The sequence below is a fragment of the Streptomyces sp. NPDC103540 genome, from assembly GCF_055584445.1.
Map to the genome: position 1 here is coordinate 112,983 of NZ_JBVJMA010000008.1, position 18,556 is coordinate 131,538.

14 protein-coding genes and 1 pseudogene are annotated in these 18,556 nt (G+C 72.7%); 7 read left to right on the forward strand and 8 right to left on the reverse strand.

What is annotated here, in order from left to right; genetic code table 11:
- Positions 1-2 precede the first annotated feature (2 nt).
- The gene (locus ACZ6ZI_RS20570) at positions 3-4,550 is read left to right on the forward strand and encodes an AAA family ATPase (RefSeq protein WP_469522761.1); all 4,548 of its coding nucleotides are present in this window, start codon (positions 3-5) and stop codon (positions 4,548-4,550) included.
- Here the strand turns inward: ACZ6ZI_RS20570 and ACZ6ZI_RS20575 are convergent.
- The 8 genes from ACZ6ZI_RS20575 to ACZ6ZI_RS20610 form a co-directional block, all read right to left on the reverse strand.
- Positions 4,528-5,412 carry a hypothetical protein gene (locus ACZ6ZI_RS20575; protein WP_469522763.1) on the reverse strand — a complete coding sequence of 295 codons (885 nt, stop codon included), beginning with the start codon at positions 5,410-5,412 and terminating at the stop codon, positions 4,528-4,530. The genes ACZ6ZI_RS20570 and ACZ6ZI_RS20575 overlap by 23 nt on opposite strands.
- A 163-nt stretch (positions 5,413-5,575) precedes the next feature.
- Positions 5,576-6,793, reverse strand: a complete 1,218-nt coding sequence (locus ACZ6ZI_RS20580) for a hypothetical protein (protein WP_469522766.1) — start codon at positions 6,791-6,793, stop codon at positions 5,576-5,578.
- Between the two features lie 157 nt (positions 6,794-6,950).
- On the reverse strand, positions 6,951-7,700 hold the full coding sequence (locus ACZ6ZI_RS20585) for a type I-E CRISPR-associated protein Cas6/Cse3/CasE (RefSeq protein ID WP_469522767.1): 750 nt from the start codon (positions 7,698-7,700) through the stop codon (positions 6,951-6,953).
- Entirely contained in the window at positions 7,697-8,551 is an 855-nt protein-coding gene (gene cas5e, locus ACZ6ZI_RS20590; protein ID WP_469522770.1) for a type I-E CRISPR-associated protein Cas5/CasD, read from the reverse strand. Before cas5e ends, ACZ6ZI_RS20585 begins: the two co-directional genes overlap by 4 nt.
- Positions 8,548-9,906 (reverse strand): type I-E CRISPR-associated protein Cas7/Cse4/CasC, encoded by a 1,359-nt coding sequence (locus ACZ6ZI_RS20595; protein ID WP_469522772.1) that lies wholly within the window; start codon positions 9,904-9,906, stop codon positions 8,548-8,550. Before ACZ6ZI_RS20595 ends, cas5e begins: the two co-directional genes overlap by 4 nt.
- Positions 9,903-10,502: a type I-E CRISPR-associated protein Cse2/CasB gene (casB, locus tag ACZ6ZI_RS20600; protein WP_469522775.1), complete on the reverse strand. Its 600-nt coding sequence runs from the start codon at positions 10,500-10,502 to the stop codon at positions 9,903-9,905. The genes ACZ6ZI_RS20595 and casB overlap by 4 nt, the downstream gene beginning before the upstream one ends.
- Positions 10,499-12,112, reverse strand: coding sequence for a type I-E CRISPR-associated protein Cse1/CasA (locus ACZ6ZI_RS20605; RefSeq protein ID WP_469522778.1), 1,614 nt, complete (start codon positions 12,110-12,112; stop codon positions 10,499-10,501). The genes casB and ACZ6ZI_RS20605 overlap by 4 nt, the downstream gene beginning before the upstream one ends.
- Before the next feature lie 584 nt (positions 12,113-12,696).
- Positions 12,697-13,152 (reverse strand): MarR family transcriptional regulator, encoded by a 456-nt coding sequence (locus tag ACZ6ZI_RS20610; RefSeq protein ID WP_469522780.1) that lies wholly within the window; start codon positions 13,150-13,152, stop codon positions 12,697-12,699.
- Between the two features lie 67 nt (positions 13,153-13,219).
- Between ACZ6ZI_RS20610 and ACZ6ZI_RS20615 the strand changes: the two genes are divergently transcribed.
- The 6 genes and pseudogenes from ACZ6ZI_RS20615 (at position 13,220) to ACZ6ZI_RS20640 (ending at position 18,456) form a co-directional block, all read left to right on the forward strand.
- Positions 13,220-14,050 carry an alpha/beta fold hydrolase gene (locus ACZ6ZI_RS20615; protein ID WP_469522783.1) on the forward strand — a complete coding sequence of 277 codons (831 nt, stop codon included), beginning with the start codon at positions 13,220-13,222 and terminating at the stop codon, positions 14,048-14,050.
- 259 nt (positions 14,051-14,309) lie between these two features.
- Positions 14,310-14,675: a hypothetical protein gene (locus ACZ6ZI_RS20620; protein ID WP_363053925.1), complete on the forward strand. Its 366-nt coding sequence runs from the start codon at positions 14,310-14,312 to the stop codon at positions 14,673-14,675.
- Between the two features lie 8 nt (positions 14,676-14,683).
- Positions 14,684-15,358, forward strand: coding sequence for a nucleotidyl transferase AbiEii/AbiGii toxin family protein (locus ACZ6ZI_RS20625; protein ID WP_469522786.1), 675 nt, complete (start codon positions 14,684-14,686; stop codon positions 15,356-15,358).
- Positions 15,359-15,450: 92 nt separating this feature from the next.
- Positions 15,451-15,765, forward strand: coding sequence for a pyrophosphohydrolase domain-containing protein (locus ACZ6ZI_RS20630; RefSeq protein WP_469522790.1), 315 nt, complete (start codon positions 15,451-15,453; stop codon positions 15,763-15,765).
- A gap of 179 nt (positions 15,766-15,944) precedes the next feature.
- Positions 15,945-17,041: pseudogene (locus ACZ6ZI_RS20635) on the forward strand (MerR family transcriptional regulator).
- A 440-nt stretch (positions 17,042-17,481) separates the two neighbouring features.
- Positions 17,482-18,456, forward strand: a complete 975-nt coding sequence (locus tag ACZ6ZI_RS20640; RefSeq protein ID WP_469522793.1) for a helix-turn-helix domain-containing protein — start codon at positions 17,482-17,484, stop codon at positions 18,454-18,456.
- The last annotated feature ends 100 nt before the right edge of the window (positions 18,457-18,556 follow it).

Sequence of the window (18,556 nt, forward strand, 5' to 3'; positions counted from 1 at the left end):
CCATGGACGGCCTGGAGGGCATCACCCGACGGCGGCTGGTCATCGTGGCGATCACCGACTACGGGGCCGCCGAGGACGAAGAGTTCAGCAAGGCCATCGCCGTTCAGACCGGACGGATCATCGACTGGCTCGCCGGCCCCGGCTTGGACGAGCAGCGGCGTTTCGAGGTCAGCCGCGCGCCCGCGATACGGTCCGTCCAAGAGCTGCGCACCTTCCTCCAGACGGAGAACCTGGCAGCTGCCGAATACCAGGAAGCCGTGGTCGTCTACATCACGGGCCACGGCCTGAAGGGCGCATCACAACGCCACTACCTGACGTTCGCGGAGACGGAGAGGAAACGCCCGCTCGCCACGGCCTTCCAGACCAGCGAACTCATCGCCGCAGTCCTGGACAGCGAGTCGGAGCACGTCCTCGTGCTCGTCGATTCCTGCTTCTCCGGCACCCTGCACGCCGAGCTCGGCTCCCTGCGCCAAGACCTCGGCAAGGAACGCCGCTCCTTCCACGGAGCCGCTGTCGTCACCGCCGGGGACTTCGACGAGGAGCCCTTGATCGGAACCTTCACCGAGCGTCTGGCCCTGGCCTGCGAACGGATGCGGGACGAGGCCGCCGGATACACCGCTTCGCATCTGTCCTTCAAGGAGTGGGAGGAGCTCCTCGACATGGTCGGGCAGGACGAGGGCGGCCTCGAAAGGAGTCTCCCCGAGGCCGTGTGGGCCTTTCCTCAGGCGCGCAAGCGGCTCCCCAGCGCCTGCCTGCCCAACCCCCGCCACCGGCCCGCCCCGAGCACCACGGCCCCCGCGTTGCGGCAGCTGGCTCTGACGACGGCCGTCGGCACCGACGTACCGCTGGACCAGCTCGACGAGTTCTGGCTGGAGCGCGCCTCGGGGCGGGCGGCCGCCGACGACATGGGCTGGTACTTCAGCGGCCGGGTCGCCCCGATGAAGGTCATGACGTCCTTCCTCCGGGGCGACGAGGACGAACGGATCCTCATCGTCACCGGGGCCGCGGGATCCGGGAAGTCCGCACTGTTGGCCCGCCTCGTCACCCTCTCCGACCCGGGCTTCCTCGCGGATCCCCAGTACGCGGCCCTGGTGGCGGAGGTGCCCCAGGGCGCACGGCCGCTCCCGGGTTCGGTGGACGCCGCCGTCCTGGCCCGCAACAAGTCCGCGCAGGAGGTGGTGGGGGATCTCCTCGCCGCACTGGGCGCCCAGGACGCCGCCGGTCCGGACACGGCCGTGCCCCTGCGGGCGCTCCTGCGCACGATCGCGGCCCGCGGCTCGGCCGACCGCGGGCCCCTCACCGTCGTCATCGACGCGCTGGACGAGGCCCAGGACCCCCTCGCCCTGCTCAACGGCCTCGTCCTCCCCCTGGCCCGCCTCGATGCCGCCGGTGGCGGCAGCGGCCCGGTGCGCCTCCTCCTCGGGATGCGGAGCTCCCCGCTCCCGGACGAACTGGGCGAGGAGGCGCTGCGCGATGAACGCGCCGACGCACTGCTGCTGCGCCTGACCGAAGCCCTGGGCAGCGAAGGACTGCGACCCCGCATCGTGCGCAGCGACGGGCCGTCGTGCGTCGACGACATCGCCGCCTACGTCACCACCCTGCTGCTCGCCCCTCCGGACAGCCCCTACCGTTCGTCGGCCGAGGCCGCCGCCGAGGCTTCGCGGACCATCGCGCACGCCGTCGCGCCCTCGTTTCTGGACGCCCGGATCGCCGCCGATCAGCTCCGCCGGGCCGCGTCGCGCCAGGACCTCACCGATCCGCTCTGGCTGCGGAGTCTGGGCGACGGGACCGGCGGGCTGCTGCGCGAGGACCTCGCGGCGGTGTCGCTGAGCTCCGGCGTGTCGACGTACGCGCTGGTGACCGTCTTACGGGCGACGACGTTCGCTCCGGGGGCCGGGCTTCCCTGGGCGGAGGTGTGGCCCGCCGTGACGTCCGCCCTTGCCGTGGCCGAGTCCGGGCCCGACATCGACCGGCACACCGCCGACCGGGCCGTTCGGGTGTTGCGCGACAGCCGCCTCGCCGGCTACCTGGCCACGGCCGAGGAGGACGAGCGTGCCGTCTACCGTCCGGTCCACCAACGGTTGGCCGACCTCCTGACCGCCGACCACACCTGGCTGTTGGCCCCGCCCGACGACACGTCCACCCCGGGGCAACGTTCGGACACCACCCCGCAGGCACATGCCGCGGCCCACGCGGCGATCACCCGCGCCCTGGCGGACCTCGTCGAACTGTCCCGGCCCCACACCGCCCACCCCTACGTCCGCAGGCACTTCCTCCACCACGCCGCGGCCGGTGGGATGTTGACCGACGAGGGCGTGCCGCAGGCGCTGCTGGCACAGGAGACGTCCGACACGCTGCGGACCCGCCTGGGACTGCCACTGCCGATCACGGACCCGAACCGTCGGACGCTGACGGCCGCGGCGCTGATCGAGCCGTACGTCGACGCGACCGTGGACACGGCCTCGCACCTGGGCAGCATCGCGTTCCAGCGGTCCGTGAGGGAGGAAGCCCGGCAAGAAGCCCGGCACGAAGCGCGGCAGGAGGTCCCCGAGGGCCCGGGTCTGCCGGCGAAGCTCACATGGGGCCGATGGGCGGCTCCGGTGAACGTCCTGGCTCCTCTCGGTGACGGCGCGGAAGGCATCTGCTGTGTGCCCACCCTGGACGGGCACACGCTGATCGCGGTGCTGACGCGGAGCGGCCGGATCGAGATCCGGGACTCGGCGTCAGGACGGCTGACGGCCGAGATCGGCTCCGAGAACGGACGGGTGCGGTCCCTGCGGGCGATCCGGTCCGCCGACGGGCGGACGTTCCTGGTCGTGTTGAACTCCCGCAGCGCCGCCATCCACGATCCGACGTCCGGCCAGACGCTCGCCCACGTGCACCTGCCGTTCACGGAGGAGGCACACGTCCTGCACGAGGGTTCCGCCGGCCGGCAGCTGTTCGTCCTCACCGGCAAGGGCGCGTTCTTGTGGACCCCCGCCAGGGCCGACGAACGAGGGGACGGTATCGAGGACCTCGTCCGGGCCGAGGGCTTCCCGCCGGTGCGACGGAGGCTCCCCCATGCGGCGACGGCCGTGGTGCGCGGGGCCGACGGGCATCCCCGGGTGGCCGTCGCGACCCCGGACGGAGTGCGGCTGTGGGACCCCGTCGCGGGACGACGGACCGCCGCGCCCCCCTTCGGGGGCGTGCACACGTACGCCCTGATGTCCGTTCCACGGCAGGGGGAGGACGACCTGCTCCGGGTCATGAACGGGATCTCGGCCACCTCCGTCGGCCAGGTGTGGGATCCGTTCCGAGGCGTACGGGTTCCGTACGGCAGGATCGCCACGGAGGCGGTCGCGGCGCTGCCGGACGGCAAGGGGTTCGTCCACGCCGAGGGCGGCCGGATCGTGGTCTCGGATCCGGAGGGCTTCTCGGAGACGTCCTTCGACACCGGCACCCCGTACGTCGACGCCCTCGGCGCGTTCGCGGGAGCGGAGGGCCCGCGCATCGTGTCGGCCGATTCTCGGGGCATCAGGATCTGGGACCTCGGGGAGGACGGTGGTCCCAGTGGCGCGAGGACGCCGCAGGCCCCGTACCGACCGCCGCTGAACCAGAGCGCCGAGTGGCCCTCGTGCCGGAGCGCCCCGGGCGTGGTGCTCATCGGGACCGGTACGGGGCTCGACGTCCACGACGCGGTGTCGGGGCTACGACTGGAGCCCTTGCACACGGGCCCGGTGCTGTCCGTGGAGCCGATCCCCGCTCCTTCGGGCGCCGCGTACGTGGCCGTCAGAGGACGGGCGGGATGGGCCGTCTGGGACCTCGACCGCCGTGAGCTCGTGAGTCGTCCCGGCGGGGAGGGGCTCCCGCACGCACCCTCGTGCGTCGCACGCACGCCGACGGACCTGACCCTGTTCGCCACCGTCTCCGAGGGCGGCACGATCGACGTCCTCACCTGGGACCCCGTGCGCGACGGCGTCCTCGCCCCGCCCGTGACCTACCACCACCGCACCCGGGAGGCGCAGGCCTGCACCGCCCTGCCGGCGGGGAGCGGGCGCGGCGGCTCGACCGTCATCGCCGTGGCCGCCGCGGACGGCATCGACCTCGTCGACCTCGGTTCCGGGAACCTCCTGCGGGTGTTGCGTGCCGAGGATCCGAGTCCGACCGTGGGCCCCTTCCGGTCCCCGTGCGCCTTCCGGAGTCGGGGGCGCACCCTGCTGGCCGCCGCCACGTCGTCCACCCTCCACGTCTGGGACACCGCGGACGGCGCCCTGCTCGCGACGCGCACCACACACGACACCCTGGTCCTCTCCGAGTTGCCCCACCCCGACGGTCGCACCCTGCTCGCCTCGGGGAACCGCAGCGGGCTCCGTCTGTGGGACCCGCAGTCCGGCGACTTGCGCCACACCGTCCTCACCGGGGCGCCGGTGCACGGCCTGGCCTTCGGCCACGGACCGACGGGCGCCCTCCTCCACTTGCACGGCCCGGCGGGCCTGGCGACGTTGACCCTTGACGAAGGCCTGTGGTCGGGAAGGAGCGCGTCGACGCTCAGAGATGCCCGGCTTTCCTGAGGCCTTCGGCGAGGGCCGGCTTGTCGAGGTAGCGACGGACGTCGTGGGCTTTGAGCCCGCCGTTGTCGACCGCCACGTCGCTCACCCCGACCGCCAGGTCGGACAGGCCCTTGCCCCTGGTCACCGCGTCGTTGGGGGCGTAGAGGTTGGTCCACTCGATGCCGGCCGGGACCGACAGCGGGCCGTCGCCGGCGTGGACGCCCCTCCTGACGGCCAGCCAGCTCAGTGGAGATCCGCAGGTGATCAGGGTGGTGACGCCGGGCTCCGCGCCCGGGCCCGCCGGTACCTCGCCACGGCTCAGCATGTCGTAGAAGACGACGCTGCCCAGCGAGTGGGCGATGACGGTCCGCGCGCCCGTGGCGACCAGCGCCGCCCGTACCTCGGCGCGTACGGCGGCCCCCGTCCGCGCGTCGCGCAGGTAGCCGTGGGCCTCTCGGACCAGCCACAGCAGGCGGTCGGTGACCCCCTTGCCGGCCAGGCGGTCCACGGCGTGGGCCCGCGCGAGGACGCGTGGCGTGAGCCGGCCGTCCCCCAAGGTCCGACCGGCTGTGGGAGAACCGTCCTCCTCGGCGACCGCCGACGGCGCGTAGGCGGCCAGGGCCTGGAGGATGAACTCCTCTTCCGCCTCGTCGACGGGCGCGTCCTCGGCCTCCGCCTCGGTGCCCAGGCGCATGTACCGGGTGGCCGTCTTCGGGTAGACGCCCTGGTACGAGGGAACGGTGATCCGGACCGGACCCACGCTCCCGCCGGGAGCGGAGGCGGCCAGCGCCCTGTCCAACGGCTCCTGCCAGGTGCGGCTCAGCCCCTCCTGCGTGGCCGACGCCCCCTGTCGAATCCCGTGCACACCGACGATCTGCAGCATGTTCGCCCCCGTCCCACCGGCCGGCCGGTCCGCCGGACCTCTCCCGCGGCCGATCGTAGCCTCGTGCGCCGGCTGTCGACCGCCGTTTCGCGAAGACCTCCCCGGAGCCGGTCCCGGGGGCTCGGCCGCGCCCGCGATCACCGGGGCTCGGCCGCGCCCGCGGTCACCGTGGGCGGGCCAGGACGCCCCCGACCCGAGCTACGGCCCCGGGTTCGATCCGGGCCAGGACCGGCAGGGCGTGGTGCCAGTCGGCGGTCGGCAGGATCGGGCGGAGGAACCGGGCGGCCCGTCGTTCGTCGGCTGTCGCGTACGGGGTCACGCGCAACGCCAGGCCCTGGACGGTGCGGGTGAAGGGGTCCGGCGGCACCGGGTCGTCGCCGGGAACCGGACGGACCGGAACCCGGGCCAGGTGGCCCGCCACGGCGGCGAGCGCGACGGCCCGCACCCGTGCCACCGCCGAGCGCTCGGCCACGCGCCAGGCGGATTCGACGTCGCCCCGCGCCGCGTGGACCACGGCGAGGGCGGCTGTCGGGAAGTGCTCGGGCCCCCGGCTCTCCAGGTCCCGCGCCAGCCACCGCACCTGCGGGTCGGGCTGCTCTCCCGCCCCGATCCGCAGGAGGGCGTGGACCAGGACGGACTCGGGCCGGCCGGCCTGGGGGTCGCCCGTGTCCGCGTGCGCGAGCCCGGCGTCCTTCAGCCCGTGGAGCCGCTTCCGGTCCGCGTGCCCCATGGCCGCCTCTGCGGGCAGGAGTTCGGCGAAGCGGGCGAGCAGGGCGGCGTCCCCCTTCGGTGCCCCCCGGCTCGCGTGGACCTCGTCGAGGAGGGACCGCAGCAGCTCGCCCGCCGTGTGCGGATCATGCGGGGCGAGCCCCTCGGCGACGGCGACGCGAGCCTGCCGATCAGCCGTCCTCCAGGCCGCCTTCGAGACGCCGCGCCCGGGCTTGGACCGTCGTCGGACGAGGTCCAGGGCGGCCTGCCCCTCTCCCGCGCAGGCGAGCGCCTGCGCGGCGTGAGCCCAGGCCCCGTCGATCGGAGCCTCGTCGGAGGTACGGGCCGCCGCGGACGCGTGCCTGCGCGCATCGTCGCGTCGGCACGCGTCGGCGTAGGCGAGGGCCGAGGCGGCGTGCGCCCGCACCCGGTCGGCGAGGGTGCTGCACCGACCGATCAGCGCCTCGGCGTCCCGTGTCGCGTCGATGTGTACGAGGGCTCCGACCAGCGACGGGAGCCACAGGGTTGCCGGGTCGGTGCCGAAGCCCTCCACCGGCAGGAGCGCCAGGGCCCCTTCCGGGTTTCGACCGCTTGCGTGATCCCCGCCGGCGGGCGCCGCCCCCGGGGCCGTACGGGTCGACGCCTCGGCCTGCTGATCGGACTCCTTCGGCATCTCCGTGACCCACCCCTGCCCGTTCCCTCGTCACGCCGATCGGATCGGCGCTGGTCTCGACTGACTGCCCGCACAGGCGGGGATGGCTCCCGTGAGGAGCAGAGCCTCCCGATCCCGCGTGCGCGGGAATGCGTCGGGGCCCCGCGGCGCCCTTCCCTCACCGGGTCAGGATCAGCCCGCAGCTGTAGGCCCTGGCGTGGCCGATGCCGTTGGACAGGGCCGCGACCAGGGTTTCCGGGTCGGTGACCGTCAGGGATCCACGGATCTCCGCGCGGCCGACGCGCACGGACTTGTTGCGGTGGGCGCTTGTCACGGTGGGCAGCATCCGGATGCCGAGGCCGTCCAAGTCGGCGGCGGCGCCGATGCGGACCACGCCGTCCTCGGCCGTGGCCGGATCGCCGTCGGGCTGCAACCTGCGGGCGAACCAGCGCTTCACGTGCTCCGGGGTGGTGTGTGCCGCCCTGGTACCGCGGGCCTTCTCCGAGGCGGGTTTGCCCGAGGGCCGGCTGTGCGTCGGGTTGACGACCGTGCGGAAGCCGACGACCTCGCCCGCCTTGTAGGTCCGGTCCACGGTGATGATGTGCGGAGCGGTCGTGAAGGCCGCCCGGGGGATACGGGCCCAGTCTCCGGGGATCCTGGACTGCACGACCAGGACGAGCGCCGCCGCCTTGAGGTCGACCGACCACGTCGACAGCACGCCCATCTGCGAGCGGGCCCCCGGATCTCCGTCCTCCACCCACCCGCGGAATCCGCTCATCACGGTGCGGTGCATCTCCTGGGCGTCGACGAGGGACTTGGCGACGAGGGGGTGGCGGGCGTCCAGGGACAGGACGGAATGCGTCGCGACGAAGCGGGCCGTGGAGGCCCGCGTGCCGTTCACCGGGTTCACCGGGTTCACGAGGTTCACGGGATGATGTCCCATTCGGTGGCGGTCGGTGCGATGGTGACGCGCGTACGGGTCTCCCAGCGCGTGGCGTGGGCCCGTCGCTCCGGATCGAAGCTGATCGGCTGGTCGTTGATCGGTGTGGCGCCCTTGGCTCCGGGAGCCGCCTGGATCCACGCCCAGGGACGCCGCGCGGGGGCGTCCGATGCTGCGGGGCCCTCGGGTCCGGGCAACAGTCGTTTCCTCGCGAAGGCCTCGGCGATCGTGCCGGGCAGGATCTCGGCGGCGAGGGTACCGGAGGGCGGGCAGGACTTGCGGCCCAGCCACAGCAGCTGCTTCGGGTGCTCCAGTGCGTGGGCGACCTCCCGCAGCGGTGCCTCGTCCTCGTGTTGGAGCCCGACGACGAAGGCCGCGTCCGAGAGGTACCAGCGCTCGGTGATCATCGCGCTGCGCGAGAGCTCCCCCGAAGTGAGCGCCCCGGACACCGGATCGGCGGCGATCTTCTTGGGTGCCCCGTACCAGCCGGACAGCTCGTGGTGGCCGAACGCGGGCCCTTCGGCGGCCGCCATGGTCTCGGCGACGGCGTCCGCCCGCCGGTGGTCGGTGATGACGTCGCGTGGTCGCAGGGGGAACGTGCCCGCGCCGACGGTGTGGTAGTCGCGCACCGGCGTCCCGGGGTGATCGGCGCGAACTCCGAAGACGAGCCGGGCGAGGTCGTCGACGGGCTCGGTGCGGTCCCTGCCGAGTGCCGCCGCGCACAGACCGATCACCGCGGACTTGGTGGGCCTGCTGTGGGTGTCCCGGTAGGAGAACCGGCTCGCCACGCCCCAGGACTGCAGGGGAGCGGCGAGCCGTACGAGCAGGACGTGCGTCACGCCGTCAGCTCCTCGACGGAGGCCACCGGGTGGAGGCCCGGGGCCTTCAGCGTGCCCAGCAGTTCGTCGATCTGCGGGTCGTAGGTCAGCACCCGACCGGACCGGATGTCGGGGCGACGTCCGCTGACGAAGGTGTGGTGCCTGACGAGCCGCTTGACGGCGGCCGGTCCGGCCGGGCCCTCCCCGCCCTTGTCCAGGGGGTTCTCGTCGATCGGTGCCTGGAAGGCGGCCGCGTAGTTGTACGGGCGCTCGGCCTCGAAGGCGAGGACCAGGGCGGGCAGGGAACCGGTCGAGGCCGTCGAGTTCTTCTTCGCCTCGGGGAAGGCGTCGACGAAGGCCGTCACGAATTCGGCCTCGGCGGCGACGGAGGCCTCCTCGGCCTCCTCGACGGACATCCCGGCGGCGTGGAGGTTCCTGCGGAGCTTGTGCCGGTCGAGCACGGCGTGCCGGTAGAAGGTGCCGGTGATCAGGGACTGGTATCCGGTCATGCCGGCGCCGGCGTCGTCGGCCACGTCGAGGAAGTCCAGGGCGTTCTTCTTTCGGTCCAGCTTCGCGTCGTCGGCTGCGGCGTAGAAGTCGTCGACCTGCTCCGCCTCGTGCACGGTGAAGGCGTGGCTGCTCTGGACGGCGCCGTCGACGTTCGGGGAGTCGGCGATCTCGGCGAGGAAGCGACCGTACAGGGCGATGTCGATGGCATCGCGCGGAGCCAGCGCGGTGAGGACCGCGGCGCGGGTCTCCTTCGGCAGGGCGGGAAGCTTGGCGTCGGCCGCCGGGGCGCCTTCGTCGGACTCGTCGGACTCGGCCGCCTCCCGGTCGGCGGACTTGCGGCGGGACTTCGTGTTCTTCGCGGCCGCCTGTGCCTGCGCGGACGTGTACGCGTCCGTCCACGGCCGGAGTTCCTCGGCCCTCTCGTTGATGTGGGCCGCGATGCGTACGCCCGCGTCGGACGGGGCGAACAGCAGCACCTTGGTGAGGTTGGCGACGGTCTTCTTCGTGGGGTCGCCGAACTTCAGCCCGGTGGCCTCGATGACGGCACGCGAGGTTCGGACCGCCTCGTCCCGGTCCCAGCCGTGTACGGAGTCGAGTTCCCGTGCCGAGAACAGCGCCCACTCACGGGTGCGGATGCCGGTGCTCCGGCCGGCGAGGGCACCGACGCCCGCGTTGGCGCGGTCCCTGGTGTGGACCCGTTCGGCACGGCGGCGCGCCTGGCTCGTGATCATGTGCCGTTCGAATCCCCCGTACACGATCGACTTCGGGGCACCGTTCTCGTCGCGCACGGGCAGTACGGCGACCAGCGTCTCCAGCAGGTGGAGGGAGAGGAATTGGCTGCCGGTGAAGGGGGAGGTGCTGGTCACGTGGTGGTGCCCTTCTGGGTCGAGTCGGCGGCGGAGGTGCGGGGGGCATGGGCGCCGGTGGATCGGGGCCGGGCCATGTGGAAGGCCACGGCCCACTCGTAGGAGACGCGGGCCTTGCGGTCGTGCCACCGGCCGAGGTCGTCGGCGAGCCGTGCCCAGGAAGGCGGCCGCTGATCACAGGCGCGCAGCCGGGCCACGGCGTGCTGAAGGTGACGCCACGGGATGCGCCGGCTGGACACGATCCGGTCGACGAGCCGGGCGGCCCCCGGGTCCACCTGGTCCCCGGTGCCCGGCTTCGGTCCGTTCCCGATGCGCCGGGCCGCTTCGCCGAGGCTGCCGCGGCCGTGGTCGGCCCGGGAGCGGCCCTGGTGGTAGATCGCGAACAGGAAGGCCACCTGCTCGTAGATCTCCTCCTGTTCCCGGCTCGGGCTGTACCAGACGGCACGGAAGTGGGGCTCCTTGCGGATCCTCGGCCTGCGGAGCTCCGCGAGGGTTCCGTACTGGTGGTTGCGCACCAGGCTCGCGAGCCAGGTCGTGAGGGCGGCGGCGCTCTCGCTGGGCTCGGTTCCGGGCGTGGAATCGGTCGGGTTCGTCATGCCCTCTCCCCTCGGAGTTCGGCCGGGGCCTTCGGGTGCGCCAGCTCGTCGTCGAACCGCTGCAGGGCGGCGGCCTGGGCTTTCGCTCCGCGTGAGTTCCTCGGGAGTGAGTCGAGGCGGGAGGTGAGGAACTTCCGGGCGGCCTCGGCCACGGTGGCGGCGTAGTCGAGGAGGCCGGTGTGGACGTCTTCGCCGATGGTGGTCTCGTCCATCAGGAACTCGAACGGCTCCTGGGTGGCCGCCCAGTGTCGGCCGCGCGCGTCGAAGCGGGCGATCTGGCCGGCCTTGTCGGCCGGCTTCGGGTTCGGGTACTCCACGGTCCAGGCGGCGTACGCCGCCTTGCTCAAGGCCGCGGCCACGTACTCGGCGATCGCCGATCCACGGGACGAGGCGATCCAGAGCCGGGTCTCCAGCCCCGGGGCGAAGGGGAAGGTCCCGTCGACCCACGCGATGCCCGTGGTCTGCCTGGCGACGAACCCGACCGCCCACAGTTCGACCCGGCGCGCGGGCTGTTGGCCCGCCTCGGGAGCCACGTTCTCGGGGGGAAAGAGCGCGAGCCTCCGGTACAGGGTCGCGCCGTCGTTCTTCGTACCGGAGGAACGGGCTTCGCCCACGGCGGCGTAGAGGGAGTGCGCGTCGCGCCAGACGGCCCGCGTCGCCGAGGCCCAGAGGGGCTTCGTGGTGCCGTCCGCCTTCTTGGCCGGGACGGCGTCCTGGAGGTGCTCGTCCGTCAGCGCGAGCAGTTCGCCCGCACCGAGGAGCACCCGGTCCACGGCCTTCCCGTCGGAGGTGGGGCGGAGCAGGACCGAACGGCCCAGGCAACTGTGCAGGTCCGCCGGACCGGTGACGGGTCGGCCGGCGGGCTTGGTCTTGAAGCCCCGGCGCTCCTTGCCCGCGGTCCAGGAGAGGTTCAGCTCGCCGCGCGGCCCGGAGACCGGGGCCATGTTGAGGCGGAGCGTCTCGCCGAGGGTGGAGCCCAGTGCGAGGACCCGGATCCGGGTGCCGAGGCGGGTGGCGGCCAGATTCGTGAGGGTGGGGCCGAGCGTCGCCTTGCCGGAGATCCGGGCCCTGCCGGCGGGCCCGTACACGTGCTGGGTGAGCATGGCCCGGAAGGCCTCGGCCACGGGTAAGGGGCGCGGATCCGCCAGATGGTGGTGGTCGAAGAACTGGTTGTAGTCGCCGACTCGCTCGATCACCAACTGCGCCGGTCCGGCGCCGTGCTCGTCGAGGAAGGGGGCGAGGAGGGAGTTCTGTCCGAGTGGCTCGGTGGGGTGGAAGAGGTCCCAGACCTCGCCGGGTCGGGTCTCGGCCAGCCACGCGGCAGCGGGCAGGAGGGCGTCCTTCCGGTCCACCCAGGCGGGCCACTCGTCCGCGGACTTCGGATGGGTGCCCGAGGCGTAGCAGACGGCCAGGAGGAACTCGATGAGCGCGACCTTCTCACCGGGAGTGTTCGCCTCGATGGTCCGAAGCCGGTCCGCGTCGTGGAGCAGGTCGACGAGGTTGTGATCGACGAGCTCGCCACCGCGGGTCAGAGCCGTGACGCACGGCTCGTGCCGCGGGTCCCAACGCGGTCGTATCGCCTCGTCGCGGTGAGCGCGTGATTCAGCCAAGTTGCATCGTTCGCTCTCTGCTCATAACGGTTGGCTGGTGCAATGAGCCAGGACGCTAGCAGCCGAACAGGGTGGGTATGGCATGTTTTGAGAACTTCAATTCGGCTGACAAGACGGGCAGTTGGGGAATTTTTGGCACGCTGCGTCGAGTGGTGCGCCCCCCTCACCAGACAGCGTGCCGCGTGCTGCCTTTGCCTCTGCCCCTCATTCGAGGGGATGTCCCCGACGTGTGAGAGGGCCTCGGCCAGGCCTACATCTGTTCCCTGCACCGCGGGGATGGCCCTGCGGCCCGGTAGCGGCCGGAGCTGAGCGTGGCCCGCTACCCGGGTATGCGGGGATGTCCTCCGAGGGTCGGTCGGCGATCGCGCCGTCCGGCGCCCCGCGGGGGAGTCCGGCCCGGCGGCAACGGTTCGGTCCTCGATCATGACGGTCAGCTGATGGCGCCGCCATGGAATCGGTGATCTGAAGGAATCGAACCCGGGTGGCCCGGATCCACGGCAAGCCCCGCGACACACGTCGGAGCCCCGGTCGCCCGCCATGCGGAGCGTCGGCCTCCACCGCTTCGTTCCGGTCCCGGACCCTCCTCAGACCGACCGTGACCGCCCGGCGGACTCCAGGACCGCGGTCAGGAAGCGACGTACCGTCTCCAGCTCGCTCGCCTCGAAGTCCTCCGCGGCTTCGACCACCTCGCCGATCACGGGCCCGAAGAAGGCCCACCCGAGTTCCTCGGCCTTCTCCTCCACCTCCAGCAGCACGCGTCGCCGATCGGTGGTGTCCCTGCTGCGCCGGACCAGTTCGAGCCGCTCCAACCGATCCACCAGCGCGGTGGTCCCGGCAGAGTTCAGGCGCAGTTGCTCGCCGAGCCACCCGGGCGTCGGGCGCGTACCGGCCCGGGTCGCGTCCAGCAGCTGGATCAGCGCGCGCACGTCGGTGGCATGCAGTCCGTGGCGCGCGGCGAACTCGGCGCCGAGCAGGTCGAACTCCACGGTCACCGCGCGCAGCAGGTGCACCAGTCCCCTCACCGGGTCCCGATCGTCCATTCCCACTCCCCGAACCACTGGCTAATATCTCGCTGAACGAGATTATCGGTGAGCGAGAGGAATGGCCATGTCGTCTCCGTCCGCCTTCGACCGTGTCTACGACGAACTCCGCGCCCGCTGGCCCGAGTCCACCGAGGAACGCGACGTCGACACCCCGTACGGACGCACCCGGGTCCATGTACACGGCCGAGCGGACGGCCCCCCGCTCGTGCTGCTGCCCGGCGGCTCGGCCACCGGCCTGGTCTGGTTCGCCAACGCACCGGCGCTCGGCGAGCGATTCCGGATCTACGCGGTCGACCTGTTGGGCGACGCCGGCCGCACCGAACGCCGGGGCACACCGCTGAAGGGCGCCAACGACCTGACCGCCTGGCTGGACGCGCTGCTGGACGGGCTCGCCCTCGCCCGCACGCACCTGTGCGGCCACTCGTACGGCGCCTGGTTGGCCGTCAGGTACGCACTTCACGCCCCGCAGCGGATCGATCGCCTCGCCCTCGTCGACCCCACCCAGGTCTTCGCCGGATTCCGCCCGGGCTACCTGCTGCGCGCACTGCCCACGCTGCTCCGCCCGAGCGAGGCACGCGCCCGAGCCTTCCTGTCCTGGGAGACGGCGGACGCCTGCCCGGACGAGACCTGGCAACGTCTCTACGCACTGGCCACCACCGTCCCCGGCCGCAAGTTCGTCGCGGGAGGCCGTCCCCGGACCGCAGACCTGCGCATGCCCGTGCTGGCCCTGCTCGCGGAGCGAAGCCGCGCCCACGACGCCGCCAAGGCCGCGACCAGAGCCCGCCGCACGCTCACGCAGGGCGAGGTGGCACTCCTTCCCGGCGCCACCCACCACTCCCTGCCACTCGCCGCGCCGAAGCAGCTGGAGGAGCGACTGATGGACTTCCTGGGCTGACAGCGGGGGAGGAGCGCCACCGGCCCCTCCCCCGCCGATCGATATCGAGACGGGTGCGGACGGCTGCTCGCCGCGGCTGCGGCGGTGGATGTAGAGGCCGGCGCTGCCTGCCGACCGCCCACGACCTGGCGGAGCCGTCCCCTGAGGCCCTCCCCGTCGAGCCGGCGGTCATCCGCCCGGCCGTCGTCCCGATGAGCGCAGCCGGCGGCAAGCCGCCCCTGCGGTGCAGGGGGCGGGTGCGACGCGCGATACTGGCCGCATGGCGCAGCTGTCCTCTCCCGTCCCTCCGGCCAAGGCCGGCGCGGTCCTGCGCGCCCGGTACGCCGACCGTCTGCCGGCCTCCCTCGCCGAGCTGGCCGGCCCCACCGCCGGGCCCGTCACCCTGCCCCCGCACGTCGCCTGGTCGGGGCTGCGCACCTACGACCTGGACCGGCCGCGCCAGCGCATGAGCCTCTACCGCACCGTCCTCGCCGAAGGCCTCCGCGACGACCTGACCACCCTCCTCGATCGGCGCCTGCTGATCGCGCAGTGGCCCGTCCTGCGCACCCTGGTCAGCCGCCACGTCCGGCAGGTCTGGGAGGACGCCTTCCCGCAGCTCGCCGCCCGCGCGACCACGGCCGCGTAGCCGCCGGGGTGAACCTCAGCGCCCTGCACCGCCGGCTGCTGGCCGACGTCATCGCCATCGGCAGCCCGTACCCCCTGGTGATCACCGGCGGCTACGCCGTCCAGGCCCACGGTCTCGTCGACCGCCTCAGCCAGGACCTCGACGTCGCCACCGAGAACCCGGCCCCCATGGACGACATCGCCACCGACCTGGTCCACGAGCTGGCCAAACGCGGCTGGCGGGTCGAGGTCCTCGGCGTGGACCCGCTGGCCGCCCGCCTCATGGTCACCGACCCCCGCGACGGCGAGCGGTGCGAGGTCGACGTACTCAAGGAGAACCTCTGGGCGGACCCGAAGCCCACGGAGTACGGGCCCGTCCTCGCCCTCGACGACGTCATCGGTACCAAGGTCCGCGCCCTGGCCGACCGCGGAGCCCCCCGCGACCTCATCGACGTCCACGCCGCCCACCGCCGCCACCACAGCGCCTTCCCGGACCTGGAACGCCTCGGCGCCCGCCACGGCCGCGACGAGTTCCGCCTCGACGACCTCCACGCCCGCCTGATCGGCGCCGACTGGTACGACGACGAGGAATTCACCGCCTACGACCTCGACGACGAGGCCATCGCCGGCCTCCGCGCCTGGGCCCGCGCCTGGGCCGCCGACCTCGAAACCCGACTCGACACCGCCCGCGACGAGCCCTCCTAGCCCCTCCGCGGCACGCGAGCCGGCCGATACCCTCGGACGACAGGGGCCGGCCGCGCGGCGGGCCGGGACGAAGCGGTGCGGGAGAGTGCGTGGTGGCCGAAGCCAAGCTGGTACGGGACCGGATCCCCGAGATCATCCGCGCGGCCGGGGCCGAACCGGAGGTCTACGTGGCCGATCCGGCCGAGTACCGTCGGCGCCTGCGCGCCAAGCTCGCCGAAGAGGTCGCCGAGTACATGGAGGCGGACGATACGGACGCACCCGAGGAGCTCGCGGACGTGCTCGAGGTCGCCTTCGCACTCGCCGCGGACCTCGGGGTCGACGCCGATGGGCTGGAGAGGCTGCGGGCGGCCAAGGCGGAACAGCGGGGCGGATTCGCGCAGCGCATCGTCTGGACCGGCAACCGCTGACCCGCGCGTCTCGACGGGCTGCCGGTCGGACAAGATGATCTACGGTCTGTCGGCGAATGCCTTCCCACCAGGGCGAACGCATCGAAGACCCCGCAGCGTGCGGCCACGGTTGCGCGTCTGCTCTTGACCCTCACGTGGCGTCAGGCCGCATAGTCGGTGCCGTGGAAGATCACTGGACCGTGGGGCGCGTGGCCGAGTTGGCCGACGTGAGCGTCCGCACGCTGCATCACTATGACGAGATCGGGCTCGTGCGCCCGTCGGCGCGGACGGCGGGCGGATACCGCGCCTACTCGGCGGACGACGTCGAGCGGCTGCGGGAGGCGCTGGCCTACCGGCGCCTGGGCTTCGGTCTGCGGGAGGTCGCGGAGCTGGTCGGCGACTCGACCACCGACGCGGTCGCGCACCTGCGCCGACTGCGTGGCCTGCTACTGGAGCGGCGTGATCGTGCCGGCGCCATGGTGGCGGCCATCGACAGGGAACTCGAGGCACGGGCGAGGGGGCTCAAGGTGACACCGGAGGAGCAGTTGGGGATGCTCGGCGCACGGCTGTACGACGCGATCGGCGGCGCCTACACGGCGACGCGGCGCACCGATCCGCGGATCGCCGCGCAGATCACGGACGCGCTCGGGGACGCGCGGACGGTACTGAACGTCGGGGCCGGCACCGGCTCCTACGAACCTGCCGACCGCGAGGTGATCGCGGTGGAGCCGTCGAAGGTCATGCGGCGTCGGCGGCCCGCCGGCTCGGCGCCGTGCGTGGCCGCCGCCGCGGAGAGCCTTCCGTTCGAGGACCACTCCTTCGACGTCGCCATGGCCGTCTCCACCGTTCACCACTGGGGGACCCGATGGCGGGGCTGCGCGAGATGCGGCGCGTGGCCCGCCGCGTGGTGGTGCTGACGTTCGACACCGACGAGCCCGGATGGCAGGACCGGTTCTGGCTCACCCGCGACTACCTGCCCGAGTTCGCCGGCGTCCTGGCGGGATTCCCCTCACTCGCGGGGATGGCCGACGCGATCGGCGCCCGCGCCGAGCCGGTGCCCGTTCCCTGGGACTGTGCGGACGGCCTGTTCGAGGCGTACTGGCGCCGCCCGGAGGCCTATCTGGAGGAGCACGTCCGCCGCGCGATGTCGGTGTGGACGAGGGTCGGGCCCGACGCCGAGCAGCGGGCGGTGCGGAGCCTCCGCGAAGACCTCGACTCCGGCCGGTGGGCCGAGCGCAACGGCGACCTCGTCCACCTCGACACGGCAGACCTCGGCCTCCGCCTGCTCACAGCCTGAACGGGGGACCGCTCCGGACCGGACCGATCCTGGGTACTCCTTCCGGTCTTCCCGGCCCCCGCGGTACGTTCGGCGGATCCGGGCCCGGCCGACTCACGGCGAGGCGTCCTGGATCGTGGGCGCCTTCGCCTCGTGGAGACGTGCCTCGACCGGACCCAGGCGCCGTGCCGGGTCCTCGTGCGGCCGCTACGACCACGTGGTTCCACGCGCCGGACAGCGGCCCCGAAGCGCCGCCGCGGGCGGGGCCGCGCGCATTCGTGTGGCAGCGGTGAACCGCCCCTCGATCATGGGCCGATGACCATCGAAGCGGGCCTGCTCAGCCTGAGCGTCGTGTGCCCACCGCCCGGATGTGCATCGTGGGGAAACGCATGACCGTGGACACCGCGGGGAGGACCGGCCCCGGTTGAGTCTCCCGTGGGGGGAGACACCAAGGTGGGGGCATGGACAGCGACACGCTCCATTCCATCGGAGAACTATCCCGCCGGACCGGCCTGACGGTGAAGACCATCCGGTTCTACTCCGACCAGGGCATCGTCCCGCCGACCGACCGGAGTCCGGCGGGCTACCGGCTCTACGGCCTCGACGCGCTCGCGCGCCTGGACCTGGTCCGCACGCTGCGTGATCTCGGGCTCGATCTCGCGACCGTACGCAAGGTGTTGGACCGGGAGGCATCCCTGGCGGAAGTCACGGAAGCGCACGCCAACGCCCTGGACGTGCAGATCGAGACGCTCCGCCTGCGCCGGGCAGTGCTCCGCGCAGTCGCCCGACGCGGCCCCACTCCCATGGAGATGGATCTCATGCACCGACTCGCCACGCTCTCCCAGGCCGAACGAAGCCGGCTCGTCGCCGGATTCATCGACGACGCCTTCGAAGGAGGTCCTCACGTCAACCCCGAATTCGTGACCCTGATGCGATCCGCCGTGCCCGAGCTCCCGGACGATCCCACGCCCGAACAGATCGAGGCCTGGGTGGAACTCGTCGGACTCTGCCAGGACGCGGACTTCTGTGCCGCGATCCGCCGCACAGCCGAGGACCAGGCGCAGGAACCTTCCCGGCAGGACGTCACCGCACTGCACGACGCCCTCGACCGGGCGATGCGCGAACGGATCGCGGAGGCCGTGTCCGTCGGCCTCCTGCCGGCCTCCGCCCAAGAGGCTTCCCTTGCCGACTTGCTGGGCGACCTCTATGCCGATGCATTCGAGCGGGCCGACGAAGACGATCTGCGCCGCTGGCTCCTCGCCCGTCTGCGGGCGACCGCCGACCCGCGGGCAGAACGCTACTGGCAGCTCCTGGCAACGATCAACGGATGGCCCGCGTCACCCACGCTCGCTCCCGTCCACTCCTGGTTCACCGCCGCCTTCGCCAAGAGCGGGGAAGACCACCACGAAGGCCACCACGAAGGACCGATCCGATGAGGACGCGGGAGCTGAAGTTCGGCCTGTACGCCGACGAGCAGGGTCTGGCATGGGTCAGGCAGCTCGTTGAGGACGCGGCACTCTCCCGGAGCGCCCGGAT

What these genes read in the sequence shown, in the direction of transcription:
- ACZ6ZI_RS20570 (WP_469522761.1), top strand. Translation starts at nt 3, where the DNA reads ATGGACGGCCTGGAGGGCATCACCCGACGGCGGCTGGTCATCGTGGCG.
- ACZ6ZI_RS20575 (WP_469522763.1), bottom strand. Translation starts at nt 5,412, where the DNA reads ATGCTGCAGATCGTCGGTGTGCACGGGATTCGACAGGGGGCGTCGGCC.
- ACZ6ZI_RS20580 (WP_469522766.1), bottom strand. Translation starts at nt 6,793, where the DNA reads ATGCCGAAGGAGTCCGATCAGCAGGCCGAGGCGTCGACCCGTACGGCC.
- casB (WP_469522775.1), bottom strand. Translation starts at nt 10,502, where the DNA reads ATGACGAACCCGACCGATTCCACGCCCGGAACCGAGCCCAGCGAGAGC.
- ACZ6ZI_RS20610 (WP_469522780.1), bottom strand. Translation starts at nt 13,152, where the DNA reads ATGGACGATCGGGACCCGGTGAGGGGACTGGTGCACCTGCTGCGCGCG.
- ACZ6ZI_RS20615 (WP_469522783.1), top strand. Translation starts at nt 13,220, where the DNA reads ATGTCGTCTCCGTCCGCCTTCGACCGTGTCTACGACGAACTCCGCGCC.
- ACZ6ZI_RS20620 (WP_363053925.1), top strand. Translation starts at nt 14,310, where the DNA reads ATGGCGCAGCTGTCCTCTCCCGTCCCTCCGGCCAAGGCCGGCGCGGTC.
- ACZ6ZI_RS20640 (WP_469522793.1), top strand. Translation starts at nt 17,482, where the DNA reads ATGGACAGCGACACGCTCCATTCCATCGGAGAACTATCCCGCCGGACC.